The sequence below is a fragment of the Chryseobacterium jejuense genome (genome assembly GCF_017877355.1).
Taxonomy (GTDB): domain Bacteria; phylum Bacteroidota; class Bacteroidia; order Flavobacteriales; family Weeksellaceae; genus Chryseobacterium; species Chryseobacterium jejuense_A.
Genome location: NZ_JAGIPR010000002.1, coordinates 264,120 through 290,096, shown reverse-complemented (window position 1 = coordinate 290,096; position 25,977 = coordinate 264,120). Strand labels below are relative to the sequence as shown.

The window sequence follows — 25,977 nt, the reverse complement described above, 5'->3', positions numbered from 1 at the left end:
TACTCTAAAAAATTAAAACAAAAAAACCGCTTCAAAAATGAAACGGCTTATATATAATTTAAATAAAAATCTATTTTAAAATGCCGTTTCCTGACTGTTGTAAATGACAACAGCTGCAATAGAAATGACAATAATATTTTTCTGATTCGTAAAATTCATATTGCAAATGTATAAACTTTTTAAAAACTCACAAGCTTTTTTAATACTTTTTATTTTTTTCGTAAAAAATGATTAACCGTTTCTTTGGTTTCAGCCACATCATGAACTCTTAAAATTTTCGCTCCCTGCTCCAGCACTTTTATGTGTAATTTCTGTGTTTCTTCAGTGATATTAAGCGGAGATTTCCCAAGTGGTTTATAGATAAATGATTTCCTTGAAATCCCGATAAGCAAAGGAAGTTTTCCAAATCCAAGATATTCAACCTCATTAATCATTTTCATCTGATCTTCTACTGCTTTTCCAAATCCAAAACCAGGGTCCAAAATGATATCTTTCACTCCTTTTTGTAACAGTTCATTGGTCTTTTCAGAAAAATATTGGTTTACTTCCAACGTTATATCTTCAAACTTAATCTTATCATGCATTGTTTCATAAGACGGATTGACATGCATTAAAATGTACGGGAGCCTTGTTTCTGCAGCTGTATCAAACATTTTTTCATCATATTGTCCTCCAGAAATATCATTAATCATATCTATCCCTTCATTGAATCCAACCCTTACTGTTTCAGCATAGAAAGTATCTAAAGAAATCAACGCTTCCGGAAATTCTTTTTTGATCTTAGAAATCACATTTCCAATTCTTTTAATCTCCTCTTTACTGGTCAAAAATTCAGCATTTGGACGGGTAGACTGCGGGCCTATATCCAGAATTTCCGCTCCTTCTTTCAGTAGTTTTTCAGCATGCTCTAATGCCAGTTTTTCATCGTTAAATTTACCTCCATCTGAAAACGAATCCGGAGTAAGATTGAGGATTCCCATAATCTTTGGGGTGTCCAGTTGCACAAGCCTGCCGTTGCAGTTGATAGAGTATGTTTGAGAGTTAGAGAGCATGAGATTGATGAATGATAAGTGATGAATGATTTATAATACTGCAAAATTAGTGATTTGTACGGGAATGGAAAACCAGAGAATCAGAAAAAAAAGAAGCAAATTTCCGGCGTATATTGTATTCTCATATGCGCTCCAACCCTAATACGCTCCCACTCTAAAACCGTTAAATTCTCAAACATAATTCAAATCAAACTCATTTCATAAACAAAACCGAATTCGTATATTTGGAAGATTAAGAAATTATATGTCAAAAACATCAGTACAGTTCGAGAAAATTATCAGTCAGTGTCGTGATCTTTTCAGTAAAAAGTTACAGGATTACGGACCGGCGTGGAGGGTTTTAAGGCCAAGTTCCATTACGGATCAGATTTATATTAAAGTCAATAGAATCCGTACGCTGCAAATGACTGATGTAAAAATGGTGGATGAAAGTGAGGAAGATGAATTTATCGCAATTGTCAATTACTCTATCATTGGACTTATTCAGCTTGAAAAAGGACTTTCCAATGATTTTAATGAAAATAAGGAAGAAATTTTAAGTCTGTATGACAAATATTCCAATGAGGCACAGGCTTTAATGGAAAGAAAAAACCATGATTATGGTGAAGCATGGAGGGATATGAGAATCTCCTCGATTACAGATCTAATTTACCAGAAAGTATTAAGAACCAAGCAGATTGAAGATAACCAGGGAAAAACCATCGTATCTGAAGGTCTTGACGCTAATTATTTCGATATGCTGAATTATGCCGTTTTCTGCCTGATTAAATTCTCAGAACAAAAAAACCAATTCGAACCCAAAACTATTTAATATGATCAAAGGTTTATTACGCTTTATTATCGCTGTCATTTTTATCCTTTCAGGCTTTGTAAAAGCTGTGGATTTAGTAGGATTCTCCTTTAAAATGGAGGAATATTTTTCACCTGCAGTCTTCAATATGCCGTTTTTTGAAAAATTTGCCCTGCTGTTTTCAATTATCGTTGTTGTGCTGGAGCTTTTCTTAGGATTTATGCTGCTGCTGAAAATGAAGCTTAAATTTACCTTATCAGCCTTAATTGCACTTTGTGTGTTCTTTGGTTTCCTTACATTCTATTCTGCCTATTTCAATGTGGTTACAGATTGTGGCTGCTTCGGAGATGCTATTAAATTTACACCTTGGCAGAGTTTCTTTAAAGATGTGGCACTTCTTGTAGGATTGATCATTCTGTTTGTACTGTACAAAAAAGATTTCCGTAAAACAGATGAGTATGGCAGCACTAGAAAACAAGCAACAGGTAAGTTCAAATATTATATTTTTGCGGCATTTTCTCTGGTGATGATCTATATTATGGCTCAGGGAATTATGCATGAACCGGTCATCGATTTCCGTGATTACAAAATAGGAACAGACATTAAAGAAGAGAAAGAAAAGATCAATAAAAATCCATCTGAATACAAGACTTTTTATTCACTGAAAAATCAAAAAACAGGTGAAGTTTTAAAGGTGAATCAGGATGATTACATCAAGGAAACAAAATACTGGGCAGAAGGTTCACCATGGAAAATTGAAGAAGGAAAAAATGAATCTGTTCTTGTGAAAGAAGGATATAAATCTGAGATTGTAAAATTCAAGATTGAAGATCCTACAGGAATGGAACTTACGGATGAAATCATCAAAGCTCCAAAAGCTATTTTAGTATTTTCTTATCATCCGAAAGAGATTTCTGCTGAACTTCTTAAAAAAGTAGAGGCTAAAGTAAATGCACAGAAAGGAGCCCTTCTCTATGGTGTTTCTACAGACCAGAATACTTTTAAAACCATTAAAAATGCTATGATGGACGGTACAGCCATTAAAACTATCGCCAGAAGCAACCCTTTTGTACTGATTCTTCAAAACGGAAAAATAGTTGACAAACAGCCTGCAAAGGATTATGTAAAATAAACATGAATAGTCAATTCTGCTTTGCAAGTCAATCATGAATTTCAGAAATAATGACTAAAAAATCAAGCTTGTAAAGGCTGTAACTTTAAACACTAAACTTAATTTTAAAATTTATGCAAAAATCAAATAAATCTATCGCCGGTTACCACTTATTAATGATCCTTTCTTCTGTAGACGGAGAGTTTGCTCCTGAGGAAGGAATGCTGGTACAACAATATCTGGCAGATGAGTTTCCATTCAGAATGAACCTTGATAATGAACTTGATACATTAGCTCTTTTACAGCCTGAAGAATGGAAAGATCACTTTGAATTTCATGGAAGATGTTTCCTTGATGATTCTACAGAAGATGAGCGACTAAAGTTTGTTCAGTTTGCAAAATCATTGATCAAAGCAGATAATAAGGTAACAGAAGAAGAACATACTTTCTATATCCTTCTGAAAAATTTATGGGGATTGTAATCATCCTCAAATCAAAAAAATTGATCAAGGATATAACATCTAACATTGATAAATTTAGAAGGAATTAATCAATAAGGCTCTCGCAGATTTTGCAGATAATGCAGATTCAAAAAGTGAGTTTAATTAAAAAGTAAAATAAATCAATATAAATCTTATGAGAAGAAAAATAGTTGCAGGCAACTGGAAAATGAACAAAAATGTAATTGATGCACAACAATTGATGATTCAGTTACTAAGCTATAAAAACAATAATGCTACCAACTGTGAAGTTTGGATCGCTCCACCATCTTTATACTTAATGATGGCTAAAGACATCTTTGAAAAGGATGAAATCGGAGTATTCTCTCAGGATATGAGCGAGCACGAAAGCGGCGCCTACACAGGAGAAATCTCTGCTGATATGCTGGAGTCTATCGACGCAACGGGTTCATTAATTGGGCACTCTGAAAGAAGACAATACCACGGTGAAACAGATTCTCACTGTAACAGAAAAGTAAAATTAGCTTTAGATAAAGGTCTTATTCCAATCTATTGCAACGGGGAAACTCTTGAGCAAAGAAAGGCTGGACAGCACTTTGAAGTGGTAAAGAACCAGACTGAAGTTGCTCTTTTCACGCTTTCTGCTGAAGAGATCAAAAAAGTAGTAATTGCTTACGAACCGGTTTGGGCTATTGGAACAGGAGAAACTGCTACACCTGAGCAGGCTCAGGAAATTCACGCACACATCAGAAGCATCATTGCCGCTAAATACGGTCAGGAAGTAGCAGATGAGGTTTCTATCCTTTACGGAGGTTCTGTGAAGCCGGATAATGCTAAGGAAATCTTCTCTCAACCTGATATTGACGGTGGTCTGATTGGAGGTGCTGCTTTGAAATTAGAGGATTTCTCTAAAATTATTGAGGGTTTTAATTAGTATTAAGAAGAATAATAAACATATAATTTGTCATTCTGACGAAGGAAGAATCTCTACATTATAGTTTAAATTCTTACGCAATGACCAAGATTATAAAAAGAACCCTCTGGAAGTAATTGTTCAGAGGGTTTATTATAGGTTTGAGTTAAAGCCAACGGAAAATTGCTCTTATTCTTTAAACAGGCTGAAGCCATTTCTATTGAATAATTCCATGAATGGGCATACAATAAAAAACGGCGGAATAAATTCCGCCGCTTTCCGTTAAAAAAAATCTAATTATTGAATATCGACTATATACATAGTTCCTTTATCAACCTTACCCGTTTTAGGCAAAATTTTTGCCTTAGGATTTCCGTTTCCGTCATCCACCACACCAAAGTCATCATCATTGAAAACAGCCAGTTTATTATTTCCTAAATAAACAATTCCCTCAAACTTATCATGTTCATAGCCCAGTTTTGCAACCAAGTCTACGGCTAATTTTTTAGAAACAGGTTTAATTCCTGCATTGGTAAGCTCATCCCAAGTGCACTGTTCCAAGGATTTTCCGTTCACCTTCATTCCGTCTACGGCTGCCAGGTCAGTTCCGGTTACATCCGTTGCATCACTTAGGTTGATTCTGTATACCTTTTTAATTCCGCCCTGTGTTCCGAAATTACCATCTCTTTCAATCACAAGGAATTCATTATTCCCTAATGCTGTAATATCACAAACCGAGTCAGAAGCACCACCATCTTGTTTATACAGATATTGTTTCGTTTGCCCGGTATTAATATCAAAAGTTACAATTCTCGTTAAGGTTGTATTCGTTGCCAGAGCTTTTGACGGAACAAGCATCATTGATTGCATTGTTCCTACCAACGTTTTTCCATCTGGAGTCATACAAAGTCCTTCCATTCCTCTGTTTGCTCTTCTTTTGGCTAAAACAGCAGGTAACTTTCTTGTTCCTGTATTTACACCAATTGGGCTTATTCTTTCCAACTCTACTCCATCGGCATTGTAGTGAACGATATGTGGGCCGTATTCATCGGAAACCCAGAATGTACCATCAGGTGCTGCCACAATACTTTCACTGTCTAATCCATATTTATCCGTACCCAGTTCATTTCCTGCTGCATCATAAGCCACTTCACCTGTACTTCCCATTCCAATAGGGTTTGGAAGTCCTGTAATAGGCTGTCCGGATGGATTTTTAAGTTTAATATATTTAATGACTTCCACCTTTCCTTCAGCATTAATTTTAAAATGCATAATGGTAGGAGTAAAATTGGGTGCTAAAAACTTTTTCCCGCTCTTGTAATCTGTATTCGGGCCACGGTCTGTAATAACATAAAACTCTCCTTTTCTTGTAGGATGAGCAGCCGCTCCGGAACCGAATCCGCCATTAATTACATCCACTCCGTTCACTGTTGCCAGCGTCGAAAAAGGAAACTCCTGAGGAAGTTTAGAGTAATTAATATCCTGATTATTTATATTGTTGTAATCATCTTTGCTGCATGACCATACTACAGATAGCACCAAAGCAGATAATAGTAATTTTTTCATATTAACTTTTATGGCGCGAAAGTATAAATTGATTATAAACTGATCTTGAATGCAATGATAATTCTATTTTAACAATAGAACCCTGAGATGAATTCAGTATAAACAACAAAATACCTCATTGAACTCTGAAAATAAAAACCAAAAACACAATTCATTACCAATCAATTAAATCCATTATCACAAAACCCGATTTAGCCTTAAGAATTGCTAGAACAGGCTATATAATTCACAAAACAGACATCAAAAAATTATATGATATATTTGCATCGTTTTTAAGGTTGAACACTGTTCACAATAGGGAATCAAGTGAGAATATCATTCAAATCTTGAGCTGTACCCGCAACTGTAAGCTGTTTTTTACCTATAGCTATTATAAAATGAACCACTGGATCAACATTCCGGGAAGGTTGGCTATAGGATGCGAGCCAGGAGACCTGCCTTGAACACACTTTACATTTCAGGATTAAAGATAATCCTGTTAATACATAAGTTTCGGGAATAAAACTTTAATTTAATTATATCATGAGAAAAATCTATTTTTTTTTCTTACTGCTTTGTACGCAGTTTTTCTTTGCCCAATTCACAGAAAACGACATTAAGTTTTGGGTAGGAACCGGTTCTAAAAAGGCTTATTTCATTGCCGATTTCAATGACAGTAATACACCTGCATCTTATGCATGGGGGTTTCGCTTTGATGGTGATAATTTAATGGCAGAAGACATGATTAACGCTATTGTGGCGGCAGAACCTAAAATAGAGGCTGACATTCCTTCAGGATTTCTGTACAGTTTTACCTATAATCACCATACTCCAAGTACAGATGATTACTGGATTACCTGGACTGGTCCCAATGCCGGGAACATGTCTAATCAAAATAATGGTGTAGGTTATACTGCTTTAACAGACGGGTTATGGTTTGGTATTACCTATGGTATTGATGAAATGGATACCCCACCATCCACTCCAGTACCAGCTTATAGTTCTCAATGGTACACCTCATCTCAAATTACCCATTGGATTGGAACAGGAAACAACAGAAGTCTTGTTGTTGTAGATTTTGGAACCCATAATTCTAATGGTAATGCCAACTCTTTTGTTTTTGGAATTCAATATAATGGCACTATAACAGCAGAACAGGCCTTACAGCTTATCCAATCTCAAGCTCCTTATTTCAATTTCACTTCCAGCAACAATCAGATTTCCAATTTGTCGTTAAATACCTTTACCGGAAACAACTCCGGAGCGGAAAACTGGAAATTATACACCGGAAAAGATCTTTCCAGCTGGCAGAAAAAGGCGGATCTGAGCCAAATCCAATTGAGTAACAATACATGGTTTGGATTAAGCTTTGGAGACAGAAAACCTTTCACTCCTACTGAAGCAAGTAACGCTACATTGTCTGTTGCCACAATAAATAAGAGAGCATTATTCAATATTTATCCTAATCCAACGAGTGATTTTATTCAGATTGAAAGTCCTGAGAATATCATAGAAGTCAATATGTATTCTTCATTAGGACAGAAAGTAATGACTTCCCATGCAACGAAGATCAATGTTAAATCTTTAAATGCTGGTGTATATTGGATGGAGATTAAGACTAATAATGGTTCCACGGTGCATAAGATTGTGAAGAAGTAGAGAGGGGAATTATTGAACCACCCCGTCAAAAATTCTTTGAATTTTCGACGCCCCCATCGCAGGGGAATTATTAGGTCTTCAATTGTAACTTTCCTCATGCTACTTACTTTGTCATGATGTTCCAATACAATTCGTTCATTCATGGCTAAAACAAAAAACGCATCCGATTTGGATGCGTTTTTCGATATGATTATACAATCAATTATTTTTTTTCTGCTCTTTGAAGAACCTCATCTACCATTCCGAAACTTTTCGCTTCTTCTGAAGTCATCCAGTAATCTCTGTCGGAAGATTTTTCTACCCACTCGTAAGTCTGTCCTGAATGGTGAGCGATAATGTCATAAAGCTCCTGCTTCAATTTCAACATTTCTCTTAAGTTGATCTCCATATCAGAAGCTACTCCCTGAGCACCTCCTGAAGGCTGGTGAATCATTACTCTTGAATGCTTAAGTGCAGAACGTTTTCCTTTTTCTCCGGCAACCAATAATACTGCGCCCATTGAAGCCGCCATACCTGTACAGATTGTAGCTACATCCGGCTTAATGATCTGCATGGTGTCATAAATACCTAATCCTGCATATACACTTCCACCAGGAGAGTTGATATAGATCTGAATATCTTTAGACGGATCTGCACTTTCTAAGAATAAAAGCTGAGCTGTAACGATATTCGCTACCTGATCATCTATTCCTGTTCCAAGGAAGATAATTCTGTCCATCATCAGACGGGAGAAAACGTCCATCTGAGCAACGTTTAATCTTCTTTCTTCCATGATGTACGGAGTTAAGTTCGTTGGGCCATACATTCCCATATACTGATCGGTAGCCAAACCGTTGTTTCCTAAATGTTTTACAGAGAAATCTCTGAATTCTTTTTTAATGTCCATATTTATATTATGTATTATTTAAAAATATTTGCAAAGTTTAAATTACAATATTTATTCCTAAAATTTTATAAGACTTTTTGTCACAGAATCAGGAATCCTTTTGTCTTTAAACTATCTTTTTCTATCTATATAAATTCCTTTGATCGGAGAATACTCAATGATATTACTTAGTCTGATGGAAGCCTGTTTCAATAAGGTGATTTTTTTGATGAGCTCATAATATTTTACTTCATCAGTGCTGCTGTATTGATCCAGTTCTTTAGCAGTTTCTGTAATCAGATAATCAATATATCTGTATTTATGCAGCAAAACGTCACCTGTGATCTGATCTGCAACCTTATCACCATAATTCGGGGGATAAATATTTCTGGAAGCCCAGTTTTCCAATTCATCCAAAGGAATCAGTGCATCTACAACCTTTGTGGTAATTTCTTCGTCCATAAAAGATACAAAAAAGTTTCCACTTCTCAATTCATCTTTCTGAATTCCCTCTTTCACCTGATGGATAATGATCTCATTTCCTTTGACTAAAAATGTATACTGTTCTTCTTCAAAATGATGCAGAATTTCTTCAATGACGGTGATCTGATATTCTTCATTATTTTCATTTCTCCTTTTCAGGACAATATCTCCAAACGCCAACATGTGTTCAATAAGCTTATTCTCCATAAACAATACTTCAAACAGGAAAGGATCTTCTTTTTCTTTATCCAGAGGAACAATCTCCAGCTTTGGAGCAGCTTTTTCTTTCTGTTGCTGCTGAACATGATGGGTTTGATTCTGGGTAATTTGCTTCTGAACATCCAACTCATTGAAAAGACTCTGCTCGGAAAGTCCGAATTTATTGGAAACTTCCTTCAGATAAACTTCCCTTTTCAACGCATTCTGTACAAAGGAAACCGATTTTACAATATCACGAATCGCCTCCGCTTTTTTGATAGGATCATTTCCTACATCTCTCAACAGAATTTCCGCTTTAAAGTCGATGAAATCCATCGCTTCATTTTCAATGTACTTTTCTACATATTCCTGTGGATGTTTTCTGGCAAAAGAATCCGGGTCATCCCCATCAGGGAAAAGCAAAACGCGGATGTTCATTCCTTCGGTCAGCAACATATCAATACTTCGGAAACTGGCTTTAATACCGGCATTATCACCATCGAAAAGAATTGTTACATTTTCCGTAAGTCTCTTAATCAACTTGATTTGCTCAGTGGTAAGGGAAGTTCCTGAACTCGCTACAACGTTTTCAATACCTGACATGTGAAGGGAAATCACATCCATATACCCTTCCACCAAAAGACAGCCGTTCTTTCTTGAAATAGCCTGTTTACTTTGGTTTAATCCGTAAAGAACATTGGATTTATGGTAAATCTCGGTTTCCGGCGAGTTGAGATATTTTGCCGTTTTGACATTACTTTTAAGAATCCTTGCTCCAAAACCAAGTACTCTACCTGAGAAACTATGAATTGGGAAAATAACCCTTTCACGGAATCTGTCAACTCCCGCCGGAGTGTTTTCCGGGAAAATAGAAAGTCCCGATTTTTCAAGAATCTCTTTAGTATATCCTTTTTCTAAAGCATAAGCTGTAAATGCATTCTTTTGTTCAGGAGAATATCCAAGCTGGAACTTATTAATAATATCATCTTTAAGCTCTCTTTCTTTAAAGTAGGATAATCCTATACTTCTTCCCTCTTTGTTATCCCAAAGGATTTCCTGAAAATAAGTATTGGCAACTTCATGAATTTTATACAGCAGATCTTTTTCCGTCTGGGCATGTTTGGCTTCCTCAGAAATTTCACGCAGATCTTCCTCAATTTCAATTCCGTATTTCTTAGCTGCGTGGCGAAGTGCCTCGGGATAAGTAAAGTTTTCAATTTCCATCAGGAAAGAGATGGCTGTTCCTCCTTTTCCGGTAGAGAAATCTTTCCAGATCTGCTTACTTGGTGAAACAACAAAACTTGGAGACTTTTCTTCATGAAAAGGACTGAGTCCTTTAAAGTTAGACCCTGCTCTTTTCAACTGCACATATTCACCTACAATCTCTTCTACCCTGATTGTGGAGAATATTTTATCTATGGTCTGCTTGGAAATCATGCTGCAAAATTAGGTATTTTATGCAAAAGTTTATGAAGTATGTAAAAAGTTCATAAACTTTAAATCATAGAATTTGAGCATCAAAAAGGATTAACGTTCATAAGTTCGAGTTATAAATGGTTTATAAAATTTTGACAACCTTTTTCCGGCTATTTCACAATTCTAAAACTTCTTCTTAACTCTCCCACTCTAAAACTTATTTCATTATTTTTGCAGACAAATCAGCCTATGCAGTTTACTATACACACAATCGAAGACTGGCAGGAAGTTGTTAACAGCATTCTTCCTAAATTAAAACATAATATCCTTTTATTGAAGGGAAATCTGGGTGCAGGAAAGACTACTTTCTCTCAGTTTTTGCTTAAAAATCTAGGAAGTAATGATGAAGTAAGTTCTCCAACTTATTCTATTGTTAATGAATATACGACTTCGAAAGGAAAAGTATTTCATTTTGATCTTTACCGCTTAAAAAACATTGAAGAAGTATATGATATTGGAATTGAAGAATACCTTGACAACTCTTTTTTATGCATCATTGAGTGGCCGGAAGTGTACGAAGAAGAGCTCTACGGGCTCAACTATCACACAATGAGCATTGTGAATACAGGTGAAAACAGAGAAGTTTCATTCGAGTAAATATTATGTATCTTTGCTTATTAATTGAGTGTAAAATAACAATCTGTAAGACATAATTTAATTTAAGGATGAGTACAAATATTTTTACTCCTTTCACAGAAGAAGAATTGATGCCGAAAGAGGAAAAATTGGAGGTTATAAAGAAAGGAAAACAGTTCAGCATTGGAATTCCTAAGGAAACCTGTCTTAACGAAAGGAGAACCTGCATTAGTCCTGACGCTGTACAGGTATTGGTAGAGCACGGCCATGAGATCATTGTAGAATCAGGCGCCGGACAAGGGTCATTTTTTACAGATTTACAATATTCTGAATCAGGGGCAAAAATCACCAATGATCCGAAGGAAGCCTTCGGGCAGGATCTGATTCTGAAAATCAACCCTCCTACCCTGGATGAAATTGATTATATGAAGCCTAATACTTATATGGTTTCAGCACTTCAGATCAACCTTAGAGACAAGGAGTATTTCCTTAAACTTGCAGAGAAAAAAATAAATGCTATTGCCTTTGAATTTATCGTAGATGAATACAAGCAGCTTTCATTGGTAAGATTAATCGGTGAAATTGCAGGAACCGTTTCTATTTTATATGCTTCAGAATTATTAGCGCTGTCCAACGGTTTAATGCTTGGGGGAATTACAGGAGTAAGACCTGCTGAAGTAGTTATTTTAGGAGCCGGAATTGTAGGTGAATTTGCGACAAAGGCAGCTATTGGTTTAGGCGCGAGTGTAAAGGTTTTCGACAACTCATTATCAAAATTAAGAAGGCTTCACACAATGGTAGACAGCCGTGTACCGACTTCCATCATCGATCCTAAGGAGTTCAGCAAAAGTTTAAGACGCGCTGATGTAGTGATTGGAGCACTTCCAAGATTAAATATGACGCCTATTGTCACTGAAGATATGGTCATGAACATGAAAAAAGGCAGTGTCATCATCGATATTACGATAGACAACGGTAAGGTGATTGAAACGTCTGAACTGACCACTATGGAAGATCCTTATATCATCAAGCACGGTGTTATCCACTGCGGACTTCCTAACCTTACTTCAAGAATGCCGAGAACCACTACAAAGGCTATCTCGAACTTCTTCCTTTCCTATATTTTAAATTATGACGAAGAGGGCGGCTTTGAAAACATGCTGATCCGAAAAAATGAAATGAAGCAGAGCTTATATATGTACAAGGGAAGACATACCAAAAAGATCATCTGTGACCGTTTCGGACTTACGTACCACGATATCAATCTTTTAATTTTCTAAATGAAAAAACTTAAATTTTATGCAATAGGCTTCGTTCCGGGTCTACTTCTCGTATTTTTTATATTAAACAAAAAAGGCGCAAGCTGCAGCGGTTATTTACCCAACAGCCGAGTGATCGCCGAATCTCTTTCTAAAGAATTCAAATATTCTGAAGAGGCTAAAACAGCAATGAGCACTTACAAGATTGATGAAAAGTTTGTAAAAGACAGCATCATTACCAACGGAAAAGTAGATTTTGACAAAAGCCATGCTCAAAAGAAACCATGTCCGGAGTATCTTATCACCTATCCTGAAAAAAATCCGTCTTACGAGATCACTTTTGAAAAGTGTGAAGAAACATTGACCGTAAACAGCCTTAAGAAGCTTAAATAGTTTCAATAATTTACTTTATGGAAGGCAATTACTACATGATTCATGATTATCTGATTTTCATCGGAGTTTTTGCCATTTTCCTTTTTCTGGCTGCAAGTATCTATCTCTTCAGTAAAAATCAAAAGCTGACTCAGAGAAATACAAAACTTTCAGAATCCAATAAAATCATTGAGCAAAGGCTGAATGAAGTTCGTTTAGAACATATTGGGACCAAACTGAATCCGCATCTGTTTAAAAACATCCTTAATTCCGTTCAGTCTCATGCTTACCAAACCTATATGTCTCTGGATAAACTGGCGAATGTTCTGGATTATATTTTATACGAAAGCAACAATAAATATGTAAGCCCAAAAGAGGAATTAAACTTCGCTTTAAGCCTTATTGAGATCAATAAAATTAAAGTGAACCCTCTCTTCGACTTCAGAATTAAATTTAAGATCAATAAATCGGATTCGGTATATGAAGAAAAGGTTTTCGCTCCTCTTATTTCTGTTGATCTTATTGAAAATGCTTTTAAGCACACAGATTTTCTGGCCCAGGATTCCTTTATCTCTATTTTTATGGAATTGGAAAACAGAGTATTCACTATGAAAGTAAGCAATAAAGCTTCCTTAAAGAATAGTCTGGAAAAAGAAAAAAGCGGTTTTGGAAGCCAGTCTTTGGATCAGAGATTAAAAATGATCTACAATACCCATTATCATCTGGAAAAAAGTTCAAAAAACGGTATCTTCACTGCAGAATTAAAAATCAATTTAGGAGAATTCTATGATAAAATGCGTTATTCTGGATGATGAATTATTAGCCATCAGCTATTTGAAACTTCTATGCGAACAGATTGAGGACGTAGAAGTAGTAAAAGCATTTAATGATCCTAAAATCTTCCTGAACGAAATTGATTCCCTTGACTGCAACCTATGCATTTTAGATATTGAAATGCCGGGTATGACAGGACTTCAGGTTGCGGAAATCATCTCCGGTTCCAAAAAAATTATCTTCACCACTGCCTACAAAGAATATGCAGCAGAAGCATTTGACCTCAATGTGGTGGATTATGTAAGAAAACCGATTAAAAAAGAACGTCTTATTCAGGCTTTTGAAAAGGCTAAAGAACAAATCAACACGATTCAGAAGAAAACCTTTATCGAATGGAATAGCAATATTGGTAAAACGGTTATTTTAACGGAACAAATTGCTTATATCAAAACATCTGAGATTGATAGCCGGGATAAGGATATTATTCTCCATGACGGAACCACCATTGTTTTAAAGAATCTTAATTTTAAAAACCTTCTGGAAATGCTTCCGGCTAAGGATTTTGCACAGGTCAATAAAAAAGAAATCATTGCATTATCTTCTATCAAAGTATTGGGTACCAACGAAATTATCACTACTATTCCTTCAGAAGACGATCACTTTCTTAAGCTTCAGATTGGTGATGCTTACAAAAATTCATTAATGGAGTTGTTTACAAAATAGTTTCTAAAATTCATTCCATAAACTAGATTTAATCAGATGACTTTTTGAGCGACCTAGGAAACTGGAGCGTTAAAAAAATGATATCTGTGAACGTTAAGAAAACTCTATTGTCTGAGTGCGGGACAAATGTTGATAATAAAAATACTTAGCTACCGCACGAGTTTAGAGTTTTTAGAGAACAGATTTCATTTTTAGCGGAAGTTTCCAAGTCTTGAATTTTTCGTTCTTTTGTTTCAAGACAAAAGAACATTTAAAAACTTTATTTCAATACTAAGATTTTTATTACATTTTTTACCGTATTCATTACATTTTAAAAACAAACTATTTTAATCTCAGTTTATTCTTATCAACTTTGCATCAAAATAAAGGAATCATGAATTTGGGGAAATACAGAAATTTAATTTTCTACATCACTACCATAGCAGTCTTTTCCTGTCTGATGTACTTCTTCATTATTGAAGGACAAACGTTAGAGATTAAGGAGAATATTGTCACTAAAACAAGCACCGGATCTACCTGGGATAACTTTCAGGAATCATTTAAAACAAATCTTCATCATCCATTAGCATTATTATTAGCACAGATTGTTACCATTATCCTTACTGCAAGGCTTTTCGGATGGTTCTGTATGAAGATCAAACAACCTTCTGTAATCGGAGAAATGATTGCAGGGATTGTTTTGGGACCATCGCTTTTGGGAATGTATTTTCCTGAATTTTCAGCATTTCTTTTTCCAAAAGAATCATTAGGAAACTTACAGTTTCTGAGCCAGATAGGATTAATTCTATTCATGTACATTGTGGGAATGGAACTGGATCTTAGCGTTTTAAGAAAGAAAGCCCATGATGCAGTAGTCATCAGCCATGCCAGTATCATTATCCCTTTTGCACTCGGAATTGGTTTATCTTATTTTATCTATCAGGAATTTGCACCTGGGGGGATACAGTTTACCTCTTTTGCTTTATTTATTGCCATTTCTATGAGTATTACGGCCTTCCCGGTATTGGCAAGGATTGTTCAGGAAAGAAATTTACAAAAAACCAAGCTTGGAACTATTGTTATTACCTGTGCCGCAGCAGATGATATTACTGCATGGTGTATTCTTGCGGCTGTGATTGCTATTGTAAAGGCGGGTTCTTTTACAAGCTCCATTTATGTTATTATCATGGCTATTGCCTATGTTCTTCTGATGATTAAAATCGTAAGACCATTCCTCAAAAGAATTGGAGATCTTCAGGCTGGTAAAAACACCATCAGCAAACCGATGGTAGCCATTTTCTTCCTGACTTTAATCTTATCATCATATGTGACTGAAGTTATAGGAATTCACGCTTTATTCGGAGCATTTATGGCCGGAGCGATTATGCCGGAAAACACCAAGTTCCGTACGTTATTTATCGATAAAGTAGAGGATGTGGCATTGGTGCTTCTTCTTCCATTATTCTTTGTTTTCACAGGACTTCGTACTCAAATCGGCTTACTGAATGACAGCCACCTTTGGATGACGGCCGGATTTATTATTTTAACGGCTGTTATTGGAAAATTTGCAGGAAGTGCACTCACGGCTAAATTTGTCGGAATAAACTGGAAAGAAAGCTTAACCATAGGTGCTCTGATGAATACCAGAGGTTTAATGGAGCTTATTGTTCTGAACATTGGATATGATCTTGGTGTATTAGGCCCTGAAATCTTTGCAATGCTTGTTATTATGGCCTTGTTTACCACTTTTATGACAGGTCCGGCTCTAGACTTCATTAATTTTATTTTTAAATCAAAAAAAGATGAAAATGAACCTCTTGATCCTGCCAACGATTCAAAATATAGGGTATTATTATCCTTTGACAAACCGGAATCCGGAAGTACCTTATTAAAACTGGCTCATGATTTCACCCATAAAATGAATGGCAATAAAAGCATTACAGCCATGAATATTGCTCCTGTTGACGAACTGCATGCTTATGATATGGATGAATATGAAGAGTCTCAGTTTCAGAATGTCATCGAAAAATCACATGAATTGAATTTGGAGGTCACTACCCTTTTTAAAGCCTCTACCGATATAGAAAATGACTTGACCAGCATTACCAATAAAGGACATTATGACCTTCTGCTTATTATGCTTGGAAAGTCTATGTATGAAGGAAGTTTATTAGGAAGACTACTCGGTTTTACCACCAAGATTATTAACCCTGAAAAGCTTTTGAATACAGTAAAAGGCAAGGGTAATATCTTCAATAACTCTCCTTTTGACGACTTTACGCTACAGATCCTGGATAAAACCAATATTCCTGTAGGTGTATTGGTGGAGAAAGACTTCACTGCTGCGGATAAGGTATTTGTTCCGATCTTCAATTTGAGTGATTTCTATCTTCTTGAATATGCCAAAAGACTAATTAACAATAATAATTCTCAGATCATCATTCTTGATGCTGCAGGACAAATCCGTAACAATATCGAGGTGAAAGAACTGATCCGAAGCATTGAACAGGTGGCTCCTAATCACATCACTTTGTATAACGAGAAAAAAATTGAAAAAGAATTCCTGAATTCTCAGGATCTGATGCTCATCAGCAGCAAAAGCTGGAAAAATCTGATCGATACGAAGAGTCTTTGGCTCTCTGATATTCCTTCAACATTAATTATATCAAATCCGTAACACCGATATTTTCTATTTCTACTGGAAGCTGTAAATATTATTCGTTGTCTGTAAAGAAAAAACGGGTATATTTATAGCTTCATTTTTTTGAATATGCTGGTTAACAATGAAAATGGAGGCTTGAAACTGGAAGATTTCAGCACTCAATTGTACAAGGGAATGCCGCTGAATCAGCTGAAACAGACTGATTTTTATATAGAAAAGTATCATAATATGTGGGATGTAAAAACCGGATATTTTTTGTATTATTTCAAAGCTATAGACATTGAAAGCCATCAACTTTCCTTGAGTCTCTGCTTTTTGGGAGATCAGCTGCACAGCATGCACATGAATACATGGGAAAGCACTGATGCCAAAGACTGGAATGAATGGACGGAAGAAAAGGAAATGCAGGTATTTTACCGAAATAATAAATTTCTGACTTTGATATTGGGAATGCCTCCAACCCGGAAAAAGAAAACACCTTACCCAAGCTGTACTTTCATTTTTCCCTGGGGAAGTGTCTGGTCGGTTTATGATCCTCGAAGTGCCAGCAGTTTTATGGGAATCAGCTATGAAGAGAAAAAATAATTAATAACTATAAAAACAAAGATTATCCTATGTGTCGATATGCCATGATGGTTTATAAATGTCACTATGCTTGTTTCAACTGTCAGAAAACCTTCAAACGTCGTGTTTTAAAAGATGTAGACAGAGATGCACAGGTTTCTGTAGAAGCCAAATGCCCAGAATGTGGGAACCTTATGGCCAATATGGGACTTGACTTTGAATCACCGGCAAAGAATGATCATAAACAATGGGCACATATCAGGGATTTATATACTGTAGGAATTACTTTTCATTCCTGTGGCTGTTCCGGACCGGGATATATTCCGCAAGATCGGAAGGCTATTATCGGTTACCTTGAAAAAATCCGCGCAGAATATATGCACTCGCTGGTGTATTGGAGATACCGCATAGAACCGGAAACGAAAAGAGAACGTGAAATTGAATATCAACAAAATGGCTCTAAGCTATGGGCAGTGAACCGTGATGCTTTTAAGAAAACGGTGACAAATCAGGAGGGTATTAATTATTGGATCAGTAGGATCAAAGAGGTGGAGGAACGCCTTAACCTTATTAAAGAGATGAAATAAACTTCATTTTTAAACCACAAAAGTCGCAAAAGGTTTTAAACACTTGAGGTTTTTAAGTTGAAGACTTCATGCTTAAGAAGAGCACTTAAGTTTTTGAAAATCTACGATTTTCAAAATAAAAAATGAATCATTTGTGCCTATATAGTAAAATGAAAACTTTTATTTTCCTTTCTCCAGTTTTATAAGTCTTGCAAAGGCATCCAGTATACTTTTCTCCTCTTCAGCCATATAACTTCCGCTGAATGGCGCCCCACAATCCTGACTGTTTACAATATGGATCAGGGTTCCTTTTTCAAAATAATTCCGGGTTTCTGTAATCTCCGATTTTTCAAAATCAAAAGCTTCCGTATCATTATTTTCTTTCATTGCTTTTGCATCATAGAATAGCGGACGATTGTATTCATAATCTTTTTCAAAAACAAAGGATAACTTTCCGTTGAGCAGATAATATTCAATCAGAACTTGTCCCATTTCTCCATAATGTCTGGCCATAATCTTTTCCAGGCGCTTGTTTTTATAGTAATAGGTAGCTTCTCCGCCTTCCGCAGACTCGCCTTCAATATCTTTCTTTTTAATACCTGTCCATTGGGTAATAGAATTGATCCTTTTAAAATTAGCCTGAATGGGTTTTAACCGGTCTTTCAGGTATTCATTGGCTTCAATATCTTCTTCATGAAGACTTTCCTTAATTCTTATGGTATCTTCTTTTTTTAAGGAAGAATCCGGCGATGTATGGAGAAATATTTCTGCGTACCCCAAATGGAAGGTTAGCAGGACTATCAGGAAGCTTTGTAAATATTTATTCTTCATATCATTATATGTAAAGGTTATGGTTTCTATCCGGCATCATTAGATTCATCTTTCACAAAATTACTAAATCTCTCTATAAATTTAATCCCAAACACGGGGTAATCTTTTGTCGTAGTTTTACTACAATTTTTCAGATTTTGCCTTAAAAATTCATTTCAAATTCAGTTTTTTTATAGTTTTATACGATAATTCACACTTGATGGAAATTGATTTTTTAGAATATAAGGTTCGCCATGGAGATACCCTCAACTCCATAGCTTCCCGGTTAGGTATCACCGGAGAAGAGCTTAAATCATTTCACAATTCTCATTGTGGAAAAATGGATAGAATTTGGTTTGAGAACCTCAATGAAGTAAAAAATGTTTTTGTTCCCCTTAATATCCAAACCGAAAAGCAAAGAGATCAGGAAAGAAAAAAAGCACTTCTGCTTTCACACCTATCAGAATCATTTTTTGCCAGGAAATATAAGGTCTCAGAATCGTTTGAAAGCCCATTGGAATCTTCTGTAACCATTGACTACACCGTCCATCTTACGATGCTTAAAGACAAAAATACAAGTCATTATATACTATCCTACAGCCAGGATCGCTTTGTTTTGAACGGCACTCTCCCCGATTCTAAAATGAGTGATCTTGCGATCAATTGTATGAAAAGCATTATGCCTATTGACTTTATAATAAATGAACAGGGTAAAATTACTGGATTTGCCGATCATAAGAAGATCCTTCAAACCTTTGCTGATCAACGTAAAAACCTAGAGGATTTTTTCATTGGAGAAATCTCTAAAACTTATCTGGATACTTTTAAAAATACAATCACTGATAAAAAGCTTTTTCTGCAACAGTTTCAGAGTACCCTTCTCTTTCAGACTTTATTCCCTAAAATGGATTGGTTTTATAAGAAGGCTGACTGGACGGAATCATTCTATTTTTCCCAGAATTCCTTTTCAATCCTCTGCCATATGACGATCGAACAAAACAATGAAGATAAGGATCATATAACAACCATTTTAACAGGAAACAGCGCAGAGTTTTACAGTTTACAGGAATTAAGAACAGGAACAAAGTATAATGAGCCTGTTGATGAGCCTGTTTCAGGAAATATAATTATAGAATACACCACTCATAAGAAAAATCTTCTTCAAGCTTCAGGCAGCATACATCTTTGGCGTGAAGAAGAATCTCTTCAACAACACAAAATCACCATAACACAAGGATAATATGAAAAACTATGTCATACAGCAGGGCGACACCTTCAGCTCGCTGGCTCAGCAATTTAAGCTGAAAAATGAAGGTATCTTAAAGACCTATCATAATCTCCACTGCTCAGAGGAGGATATCATGCAGGAGCCTATTCCGGGAAAGAAAATCATCATTCCGGAAGATCCTCAGCTTATGGCTGAAGAAACAGATACTCCCAGCGCATCTTCTCAGGAAGAAACCACAGAGGAAGGAATTGGTGAAGATTCTTCTTCAGAACAATCCTCTGATGAAAATCAATCTTCTGAAAAAGCAACGGAAAAACAGGATAAAAAAGAAGAAAAGAAAGATGAGGGTGGAGAAAGCAGCTCCGGACCTCACGAAGGCAAATATTTTGTCATCCAAAAAGGAACGGTACAATGCAATCAGGGCTTCAAATTTCCAAAATTTAAGGTAACCAGTCATCAGAAACATTATTGGAATGACCAGGAAGGACAGGCTGATTATCTTGCCGTAACAGAAGATGATGTACAGCTAGATCCTCCTGCACAACCTTTTGGACAATGTAAGCTTAAACCTACTTCCGGAGGATATCTTCCCTGTGCTTATGCAGCAGCCGGAAAATGGCAAAAAACCTATGAAAAAGTAAAGGTCATGGGAAAGAGCTGTCTTACAGAAATCTCTGAACTGATGTGTACCACAGGTGGAAAAATAACCATCTTAAAACATGGCCAGCAAAGTGAGGCTGGTAAAAGCCACGTAAATAGCGCAGATACAAAGGAACAGCAGGTTTATAATCCTGTTGTTAATTTTGATCAATTCAAAGCGGAAACGGACGAACAAGAGGCAGACGCCTGGTAACCCAAACACTAAAAGATCATGGCAAAAAAAGGCGTTTCAAGAATCACCGGTAATACTTCTCCCAAAACAGGAGAAAAAGCATTGTATAAAGTAACGGAATGGTATCCCAATACTCCGGCTAATGAACGAAAAGAATCCCTTGTTACCTGGGAATTGTTCAGAAAAAGACCGGATGGAAAATTTACCACCACAAATATCAAGAAAAAAGTGGGCGAATTTACTTTTGGTAAAGATGCCTGGCAGTACACTTACAGAGTTGAAGGCTATCTGGACAAACCAGAAGGTAAAGATCCTATGTCTATTATTGTACAGCCTCAAAAGAATGAACAGCAGCCTTCTGCTGAAAAAAACATCCTTAACGTAAAACTCACTTTCCAGGATGGTACCCCAGTGAATAAGAAATTAAGTTATCAGGACCGCCTATGGGCAGTAGCTAAATGCCAGGGTATGGAAGGCGAGCGTATCATCTTCACCCTTTGGGAAGATGATGAGAAAGGCGATGGTCACAATAAAAAAAATCAGTTTATCCTAAAATCACCACCTGTATTGGTAGACAGTCAGGGAAATGCCCGCTGGAATTTTGCACTGCTTACTACTTATATTGCTATTGCCAACAAAAGGGAAGATGATAAAAAACAACACGAGTATTATGTGACTGCAGAATACAATGGGAAATTAAAAGCCTCAGATAATGCTAATGCCAATAATCCTGAGTATAAAGCTCCTACTCCTCCTCCTAAAAAACCTACAGGAAATAACAATGGTGGAAAGTCACAACCAAAGCCACCGCCACCCAAGCCTAAACCGGATTCTCCAAAAGGATCGACGAGACCTAATTCTCCTAATAACCAACCTGATAAAAATGGAAAAATTACCAAAGTAAAGCTAACCGATAAAAATGGAAAAGAATTCACTAAAAATCCTAAATTTGGGGAAACCATAAGGGTATCTATAGATTCTTTTAACATTGTAGGTAAAAAGTACATACTTAAAATTTGGGAACATGATCTTATAGGAGATGATCTGCTCTACAGTAAAGAGCATACTTTTCTAACAAACCATGTAGATGTTCTTATTCCTCTCACAAAGGAAATGCAAAAAACCGGGGAAATAGGAAATGATCCTAAAAACCCGGATAGCGGAGAATATTGGAAAGGAGGCCAACAGGAGATCTTTGCAGAAGTCATCTTTCTAGATATCTCTGCTAAATCACAAACTATTGATGTGGATATTCTGGAAGTTCCGAAGCCACAGAATAATGGGAATACGGCGACTGGGGTGAAAAAGGATCCTAAGCCAGAGACAAAGACAGGAGGATGCCCTAATTGTGATAAAGCCATAACTGTGGATGATTTAAAAACCATCTTTCCAAATGCTTCTGAAGCTAATAGAAAAATTGTGGCAGATACCTATACTAAGTACATGAAGGACTTGGGAATGAATACTTGCTGGAATAAAGCTCATTTCTTTGCACAGGCTAGAGTTGAAGCTGGGGATGCTCTTAATTTAAAAGAAGGAGAAGGGTTTAATTATTATTGGGAATCGATTATTGGTACATTTAAAGCTTTTCAAACTAAAGAAGGACGAGAAAAAGCAAAACTTTGGGGACGTGCAATACGAGATAGAAAAGACCCGAAAGCTATTGATGTTCCAATAGAGACTCAAATAAAAATTGCGAATTATGCATATTCCCCTCCTGCTGCAAAGGCTAAGGAGTTAGAAAATACAGAGCCAAATGATGGTTGGAATTATAGAGGTAGAGGTTTAATACAAGTAACTGGAAAAGGATTTTATAAATATTGTAATCCTTATACATTAAAATACAATAATGTTGATGTTTTGAAAAATCCGGATGCTATTGGAGAAAGAATAGATTTATGTGTATCAAGTGGAATGATCTTTTTTAAATGGAAAAAAATAAATGAACTCGCTAATACAACAAGAGATGTAAAAGGAAAAATTTGTCCATTAGTAGGAAATGATGTGATTCGAAATGGAGTATCAAAAAATCATCAGCCTAAGCAAGATACTTTTGACACAATAACATCAAAAGTTTTTAAAATTGATCAATGTACAATAAATAATGCTAAAAAAAGTTCACCACAGACTAATGGCAAATGGAGGATGCCAATTGATAATCCAATGCTATGTTTATATTCTCAAGGAGGAGGATATAAGCCTTGGCATGGGTCATTTGGAGAAAAGATAAGGGATGGGTCGGCAAATCACACAGGCTGTGACTTGTTAGCAGTTCCAGGAACGAAAGTTTATGCTTGTTTTAAAGGAAAAATAAGTAAAATATATACTTCAGAATCTATGGCAGGTAATGTTGTGGTAATTGAAGTACTAGATAAAGAAACATTTAAATCTTTACAAAACAAATCATATCAGCCCACATATAAAAATAAAGGAGAAATATTAGAACGAGAATTTAATCATAATGGAACAATTTATTTAACATTTTGGCATTTAAGTAAAAATGATTTTTTCAAAGAAGGAGATCCTGTTGAATATAATGATGTAATTGGCTTGACAGGAATATCTGGATGGAAAGGTAAAAACTTTACCACAAGAAACCCTCACTTACACTTTGAAGTATCTAATGTTGGATCAGCTGCTGGCCTTAAAGGAAAATGTAACCCTGCGATGTATTTTCATTTCAAAACAGAAAATGAACTATCTAAAAGCGAAATTGACTTTCAAAATAAATTAAAAGAAAAAGAATGGAAATAATAAGAAAATGGTTTCTACCACTGCTATTAATAACATTATTTAATTGCAATGGACAAGATAAAAAGAATAAATTAGAAAAAATTGAATCGAAAAAAGAGGAAAGCATACACTCTAATTTCATCTTACAAAAAATAATTTCAGAGGATAAAGATGAATTTTCCTATCAATTCTCAGAGCTCATTTGTAAACTAATTCCATCAGAAAAACAAACTTTAAATTTGTTTGTAAATAATAATCTTTATGAGACCAATATTACTATTGAAAGTGCTGATATAAATATTTGGAATTTTAAAAATAATGAAAATCATTTTATTCTAATAGAGGGAGATGATTATTATGGTTCAATTTTCCATGTCTATTTATATAACAATATAAAAAAGAGTTTATATTATTACGGAAACTTTGTTTATGAAAATGAAAATGCTGAAAGCAATAAACAAAAAAAAACAATTATGTTGTCTCTTAATAAAGAAATAGCAAATATTGAAGTTTCCCTAAATCAATCACAAAAGAATTTTCAACTAAAGAAAATTGAAGAAATAAAACTTTCTAGAATTGAAAAAGATAATAAATATTCTATTATTAGTGAAAAAGAAGCTGATATTAATCAGGACGGAAAACTTGACCAAATAACGGTCTTTAGCACTCAATGGAATAAAGAAATAACCCCCAGTGATTCTAAGCTTTTCAAAGTAGTTGTTAAATTAAGCAATAGCGAAAATAGATTTACAACATTAACCAATGATAATATAATTGAGCCTTATTATCCTGAAAATGTAGCATCAGGATTTTCTGATATTAAAATTAAAGACAATTACTTTACAGTAGAACAAGCTAATGGAGGTGGTGGTATCATTAATAGGAGTTTTATAACATTTAAATATGATAAGATTAAAAAAGGAATTTATTTGCATAGATACTCCATCTTAACTACTGAAATGTCTTCTGGAGATGAAAAAGAATCTAAAACAGAACTGACTACAAAAGATTTCGGGCTTATCCCATTCGAAAAATTCAACATTAAAATGATGGATTTAAAGTAGAGATCTATAAAGTTCATTATTGATAAAAAAACACAAATGAAAAACTTTTTAATCCTAATAATCTTTATTCTAATTTCATGTTCTGGCAAAAACAAAAAAGAACAAGAAGAGGTTGTCAAACCTACGAATACAGTTATAAAACGAGATATTAGTACTAACCAAGTCAAGGATATTCTTGATAAGCAAGCCTATTTGGAAAATGAGGAAACCGAAGATAAATATACCTTATCCGAAATAGATTTAAATGTTCTTTCAGACCTAATCATTAAAGACTTAAAAAACAAAGGTTATAAAGAACCCTCAAACGAAAATTTCACAAAAAAAATAAACTCTATTTTTGGTTTGAATATCAACTGTAATCAACATGGAAAAATTAACACAAGATATCTTGTATATCATGGTAATCTTCTGGACGGATCACAAAGTACATTAGAAGATAACTTATTTGAGTCATCTGCTGAAACAGGAAATATATTTTTTGATCAAAAGAATAAATTATTTACACCATTTATCTTACTAAAAAATATTGTCACAATTAATGGACAAAACTACTCTACTCATATTCCTCAAAACATTATTGCTCAAAATAAATATTTATTTAATGATAGCAAAGCTGATCTTGCATGGCTAAAATTTAATGATAAAGCATTTCTTGAAACATTGGTTAGAGATTTTGGTTATGTTAAAGATAAAGATCTTTTAGAATGGTATGTCAAAGGAAACAGAATTGAAAAATACTCAGATGACAAAGAAACATATTTAAAGGTTTTTTATACTAAAAACTGTGATAAGAGCTTCAATATCCACTCCGACACTTTTTCATACATGGATTCTGACCCTGAAAAATATTCAAAAGAAATAGTATCTGTTTTAGAAGATATAAGGACGGATAGAATAAAATTAGAAAATTTGGATTTTCATGAGAAATCTAAACTTATAGCTTACCTATTATATTTTGGAGAAAAACATAAAGAAAAAACAGGTTTAACTTTTGCATTTATGGGAACTTTTCACAAGCATTCTTCAGAAGATTTACAAAAGAAATATGAGGATGAATTTAAAAAACAAAAATATTATGGGTTACCTTCTTTTGAGAAGTATTGGAATGATGCAAAGACTGAAGGCGATGGAATTGGCTTAGATATGTAAGTAAAAACAACATTCACCATCTTATTAGGTATAAAAAATATAGTTCTAAAAAAATAATTTCTTTATCACTAATACTACCAAATGATCAAGACCTTTTCTTAGAAGGATAATAAACTTGATGATAACTTAAACT

General features: G+C 35.1%; 23 protein-coding genes and 1 riboswitch. Of the genes, 18 read left to right on the top strand and 5 right to left on the bottom strand.

Annotation, left to right across the window (positions count from 1 at the left end; all coding sequences use genetic code 11):
- Positions 1–209: 209 nt before the first annotated feature.
- Positions 210–980, bottom strand: a complete 771-nt coding sequence (gene folP / locus J2772_RS05125) for a dihydropteroate synthase (protein ID WP_209913935.1) — start codon at positions 978–980, stop codon at positions 210–212.
- Positions 981–1,296: 316 nt separating this feature from the next.
- Here folP and J2772_RS05120 point away from each other — a divergent pair, with 316 nt between their 5' ends.
- The 4 genes from J2772_RS05120 (at position 1,297) to tpiA (ending at position 4,348) form a co-directional block, all read left to right on the top strand.
- Complete coding sequence (locus J2772_RS05120; protein WP_209913934.1) at positions 1,297–1,863, top strand: DUF1599 domain-containing protein; 567 nt, start codon at positions 1,297–1,299, stop codon at positions 1,861–1,863.
- Between the two features lies 1 nt (position 1,864).
- Complete coding sequence (locus tag J2772_RS05115) at positions 1,865–2,974, top strand: BT_3928 family protein (protein ID WP_209913932.1); 1,110 nt, start codon at positions 1,865–1,867, stop codon at positions 2,972–2,974.
- Positions 2,975–3,087: 113 nt separating this feature from the next.
- Entirely contained in the window at positions 3,088–3,435 is a 348-nt protein-coding gene (locus tag J2772_RS05110; protein ID WP_209913930.1) for a TerB family tellurite resistance protein, read from the top strand.
- A 154-nt stretch (positions 3,436–3,589) separates the two neighbouring features.
- Positions 3,590–4,348, top strand: coding sequence for a triose-phosphate isomerase (tpiA, locus tag J2772_RS05105; protein WP_209913928.1), 759 nt, complete (start codon positions 3,590–3,592; stop codon positions 4,346–4,348).
- Between the two features lie 276 nt (positions 4,349–4,624).
- On the opposite strand, the gene J2772_RS05100 is transcribed toward tpiA, so the two are convergent.
- The gene (locus J2772_RS05100; protein WP_209913926.1) at positions 4,625–5,893 is read right to left on the bottom strand and encodes an esterase-like activity of phytase family protein; all 1,269 of its coding nucleotides are present in this window, start codon (positions 5,891–5,893) and stop codon (positions 4,625–4,627) included.
- A 258-nt stretch (positions 5,894–6,151) separates the two neighbouring features.
- A riboswitch (cobalamin riboswitch) is annotated at positions 6,152–6,350 on the top strand.
- Positions 6,351–6,415: 65 nt separating this feature from the next.
- Between J2772_RS05100 and J2772_RS05095 the strand changes: the two genes are divergently transcribed.
- The gene (locus J2772_RS05095) at positions 6,416–7,531 is read left to right on the top strand and encodes a T9SS type A sorting domain-containing protein (protein WP_209913924.1); all 1,116 of its coding nucleotides are present in this window, start codon (positions 6,416–6,418) and stop codon (positions 7,529–7,531) included.
- A gap of 202 nt (positions 7,532–7,733) precedes the next feature.
- Here the strand turns inward: J2772_RS05095 and clpP are convergent, their stop codons facing one another.
- Positions 7,734–8,417 (bottom strand): ATP-dependent Clp endopeptidase proteolytic subunit ClpP, encoded by a 684-nt coding sequence (gene clpP / locus J2772_RS05090; protein ID WP_089732822.1) that lies wholly within the window; start codon positions 8,415–8,417, stop codon positions 7,734–7,736.
- 111 nt (positions 8,418–8,528) lie between these two features.
- Complete coding sequence (dnaG, locus tag J2772_RS05085; protein ID WP_209913922.1) at positions 8,529–10,514, bottom strand: DNA primase; 1,986 nt, start codon at positions 10,512–10,514, stop codon at positions 8,529–8,531.
- Between the two features lie 228 nt (positions 10,515–10,742).
- Here dnaG and tsaE point away from each other — a divergent pair, with 228 nt between their 5' ends.
- The 8 genes from tsaE to J2772_RS05045 all read left to right on the top strand — a co-directional run bounded on the left by tsaE (position 10,743) and on the right by J2772_RS05045 (position 18,049).
- Positions 10,743–11,150 (top strand): tRNA (adenosine(37)-N6)-threonylcarbamoyltransferase complex ATPase subunit type 1 TsaE, encoded by a 408-nt coding sequence (gene tsaE, locus J2772_RS05080; protein ID WP_209913921.1) that lies wholly within the window; start codon positions 10,743–10,745, stop codon positions 11,148–11,150.
- Positions 11,151–11,218: 68 nt separating this feature from the next.
- Entirely contained in the window at positions 11,219–12,409 is a 1,191-nt protein-coding gene (locus J2772_RS05075; RefSeq protein ID WP_209913919.1) for an alanine dehydrogenase, read from the top strand.
- A complete protein-coding gene (locus tag J2772_RS05070; protein ID WP_209913917.1) occupies positions 12,410–12,781 on the top strand; it encodes a DUF4258 domain-containing protein in 372 nt (123 codons plus the stop codon).
- 17 nt (positions 12,782–12,798) lie between these two features.
- Positions 12,799–13,572: a sensor histidine kinase gene (locus tag J2772_RS05065; protein WP_209913915.1), complete on the top strand. Its 774-nt coding sequence runs from the start codon at positions 12,799–12,801 to the stop codon at positions 13,570–13,572.
- Positions 13,547–14,257 (top strand): LytR/AlgR family response regulator transcription factor, encoded by a 711-nt coding sequence (locus J2772_RS05060; RefSeq protein WP_209913913.1) that lies wholly within the window; start codon positions 13,547–13,549, stop codon positions 14,255–14,257. Before J2772_RS05065 ends, J2772_RS05060 begins: the two co-directional genes overlap by 26 nt.
- A gap of 373 nt (positions 14,258–14,630) precedes the next feature.
- Positions 14,631–16,913: a cation:proton antiporter gene (locus J2772_RS05055; protein ID WP_410494386.1), complete on the top strand. Its 2,283-nt coding sequence runs from the start codon at positions 14,631–14,633 to the stop codon at positions 16,911–16,913.
- Positions 16,914–17,006: 93 nt separating this feature from the next.
- A complete protein-coding gene (locus tag J2772_RS05050; protein ID WP_209913911.1) occupies positions 17,007–17,483 on the top strand; it encodes a hypothetical protein in 477 nt (158 codons plus the stop codon).
- Between the two features lie 44 nt (positions 17,484–17,527).
- A complete protein-coding gene (locus J2772_RS05045; RefSeq protein WP_245365137.1) occupies positions 17,528–18,049 on the top strand; it encodes a hypothetical protein in 522 nt (173 codons plus the stop codon).
- A gap of 159 nt (positions 18,050–18,208) precedes the next feature.
- On the opposite strand, the gene J2772_RS05040 is transcribed toward J2772_RS05045, so the two are convergent.
- Complete coding sequence (locus J2772_RS05040; RefSeq protein ID WP_245365135.1) at positions 18,209–18,859, bottom strand: hypothetical protein; 651 nt, start codon at positions 18,857–18,859, stop codon at positions 18,209–18,211.
- 199 nt (positions 18,860–19,058) lie between these two features.
- Between J2772_RS05040 and J2772_RS05035 the strand changes: the two genes are divergently transcribed.
- The 5 genes from J2772_RS05035 to J2772_RS05015 are packed head-to-tail and all read left to right on the top strand — an operon-like array spanning position 19,059 to position 25,844.
- The gene (locus tag J2772_RS05035; RefSeq protein WP_209913907.1) at positions 19,059–20,078 is read left to right on the top strand and encodes a LysM peptidoglycan-binding domain-containing protein; all 1,020 of its coding nucleotides are present in this window, start codon (positions 19,059–19,061) and stop codon (positions 20,076–20,078) included.
- A gap of 1 nt (position 20,079) precedes the next feature.
- Positions 20,080–20,919 carry a PAAR-like protein gene (locus J2772_RS05030; protein ID WP_209913905.1) on the top strand — a complete coding sequence of 280 codons (840 nt, stop codon included), beginning with the start codon at positions 20,080–20,082 and terminating at the stop codon, positions 20,917–20,919.
- Between the two features lie 18 nt (positions 20,920–20,937).
- A complete protein-coding gene (locus J2772_RS05025; protein WP_209913903.1) occupies positions 20,938–23,652 on the top strand; it encodes a M23 family metallopeptidase in 2,715 nt (904 codons plus the stop codon).
- Positions 23,643–24,695 (top strand): hypothetical protein, encoded by a 1,053-nt coding sequence (locus tag J2772_RS05020; RefSeq protein ID WP_209913900.1) that lies wholly within the window; start codon positions 23,643–23,645, stop codon positions 24,693–24,695. Before J2772_RS05025 ends, J2772_RS05020 begins: the two co-directional genes overlap by 10 nt.
- 36 nt (positions 24,696–24,731) lie before the next feature.
- The gene (locus J2772_RS05015; protein WP_209913898.1) at positions 24,732–25,844 is read left to right on the top strand and encodes a hypothetical protein; all 1,113 of its coding nucleotides are present in this window, start codon (positions 24,732–24,734) and stop codon (positions 25,842–25,844) included.
- The last annotated feature ends 133 nt before the right edge of the window (positions 25,845–25,977 follow it).

Coding starts and splice junctions, on each gene's coding strand:
- folP (WP_209913935.1), bottom strand. CDS start 980: ATGGGAATCCTCAATCTTACTCCGGATTCGTTTTCAGATGGAGGTAAA.
- J2772_RS05120 (WP_209913934.1), top strand. CDS start 1,297: ATGTCAAAAACATCAGTACAGTTCGAGAAAATTATCAGTCAGTGTCGT.
- J2772_RS05115 (WP_209913932.1), top strand. CDS start 1,865: ATGATCAAAGGTTTATTACGCTTTATTATCGCTGTCATTTTTATCCTT.
- J2772_RS05110 (WP_209913930.1), top strand. CDS start 3,088: ATGCAAAAATCAAATAAATCTATCGCCGGTTACCACTTATTAATGATC.
- tpiA (WP_209913928.1), top strand. CDS start 3,590: ATGAGAAGAAAAATAGTTGCAGGCAACTGGAAAATGAACAAAAATGTA.
- J2772_RS05100 (WP_209913926.1), bottom strand. CDS start 5,893: ATGAAAAAATTACTATTATCTGCTTTGGTGCTATCTGTAGTATGGTCA.
- J2772_RS05095 (WP_209913924.1), top strand. CDS start 6,416: ATGAGAAAAATCTATTTTTTTTTCTTACTGCTTTGTACGCAGTTTTTC.
- clpP (WP_089732822.1), bottom strand. CDS start 8,417: ATGGACATTAAAAAAGAATTCAGAGATTTCTCTGTAAAACATTTAGGA.
- dnaG (WP_209913922.1), bottom strand. CDS start 10,514: ATGATTTCCAAGCAGACCATAGATAAAATATTCTCCACAATCAGGGTA.
- tsaE (WP_209913921.1), top strand. CDS start 10,743: ATGCAGTTTACTATACACACAATCGAAGACTGGCAGGAAGTTGTTAAC.
- J2772_RS05075 (WP_209913919.1), top strand. CDS start 11,219: ATGAGTACAAATATTTTTACTCCTTTCACAGAAGAAGAATTGATGCCG.
- J2772_RS05070 (WP_209913917.1), top strand. CDS start 12,410: ATGAAAAAACTTAAATTTTATGCAATAGGCTTCGTTCCGGGTCTACTT.
- J2772_RS05065 (WP_209913915.1), top strand. CDS start 12,799: ATGGAAGGCAATTACTACATGATTCATGATTATCTGATTTTCATCGGA.
- J2772_RS05060 (WP_209913913.1), top strand. CDS start 13,547: ATGATAAAATGCGTTATTCTGGATGATGAATTATTAGCCATCAGCTAT.
- J2772_RS05055 (WP_410494386.1), top strand. CDS start 14,631: ATGAATTTGGGGAAATACAGAAATTTAATTTTCTACATCACTACCATA.
- J2772_RS05050 (WP_209913911.1), top strand. CDS start 17,007: ATGCTGGTTAACAATGAAAATGGAGGCTTGAAACTGGAAGATTTCAGC.
- J2772_RS05045 (WP_245365137.1), top strand. CDS start 17,528: ATGATGGTTTATAAATGTCACTATGCTTGTTTCAACTGTCAGAAAACC.
- J2772_RS05040 (WP_245365135.1), bottom strand. CDS start 18,859: ATGAAGAATAAATATTTACAAAGCTTCCTGATAGTCCTGCTAACCTTC.
- J2772_RS05035 (WP_209913907.1), top strand. CDS start 19,059: ATGGAAATTGATTTTTTAGAATATAAGGTTCGCCATGGAGATACCCTC.
- J2772_RS05030 (WP_209913905.1), top strand. CDS start 20,080: ATGAAAAACTATGTCATACAGCAGGGCGACACCTTCAGCTCGCTGGCT.
- J2772_RS05025 (WP_209913903.1), top strand. CDS start 20,938: ATGGCAAAAAAAGGCGTTTCAAGAATCACCGGTAATACTTCTCCCAAA.
- J2772_RS05020 (WP_209913900.1), top strand. CDS start 23,643: ATGGAAATAATAAGAAAATGGTTTCTACCACTGCTATTAATAACATTA.
- J2772_RS05015 (WP_209913898.1), top strand. CDS start 24,732: ATGAAAAACTTTTTAATCCTAATAATCTTTATTCTAATTTCATGTTCT.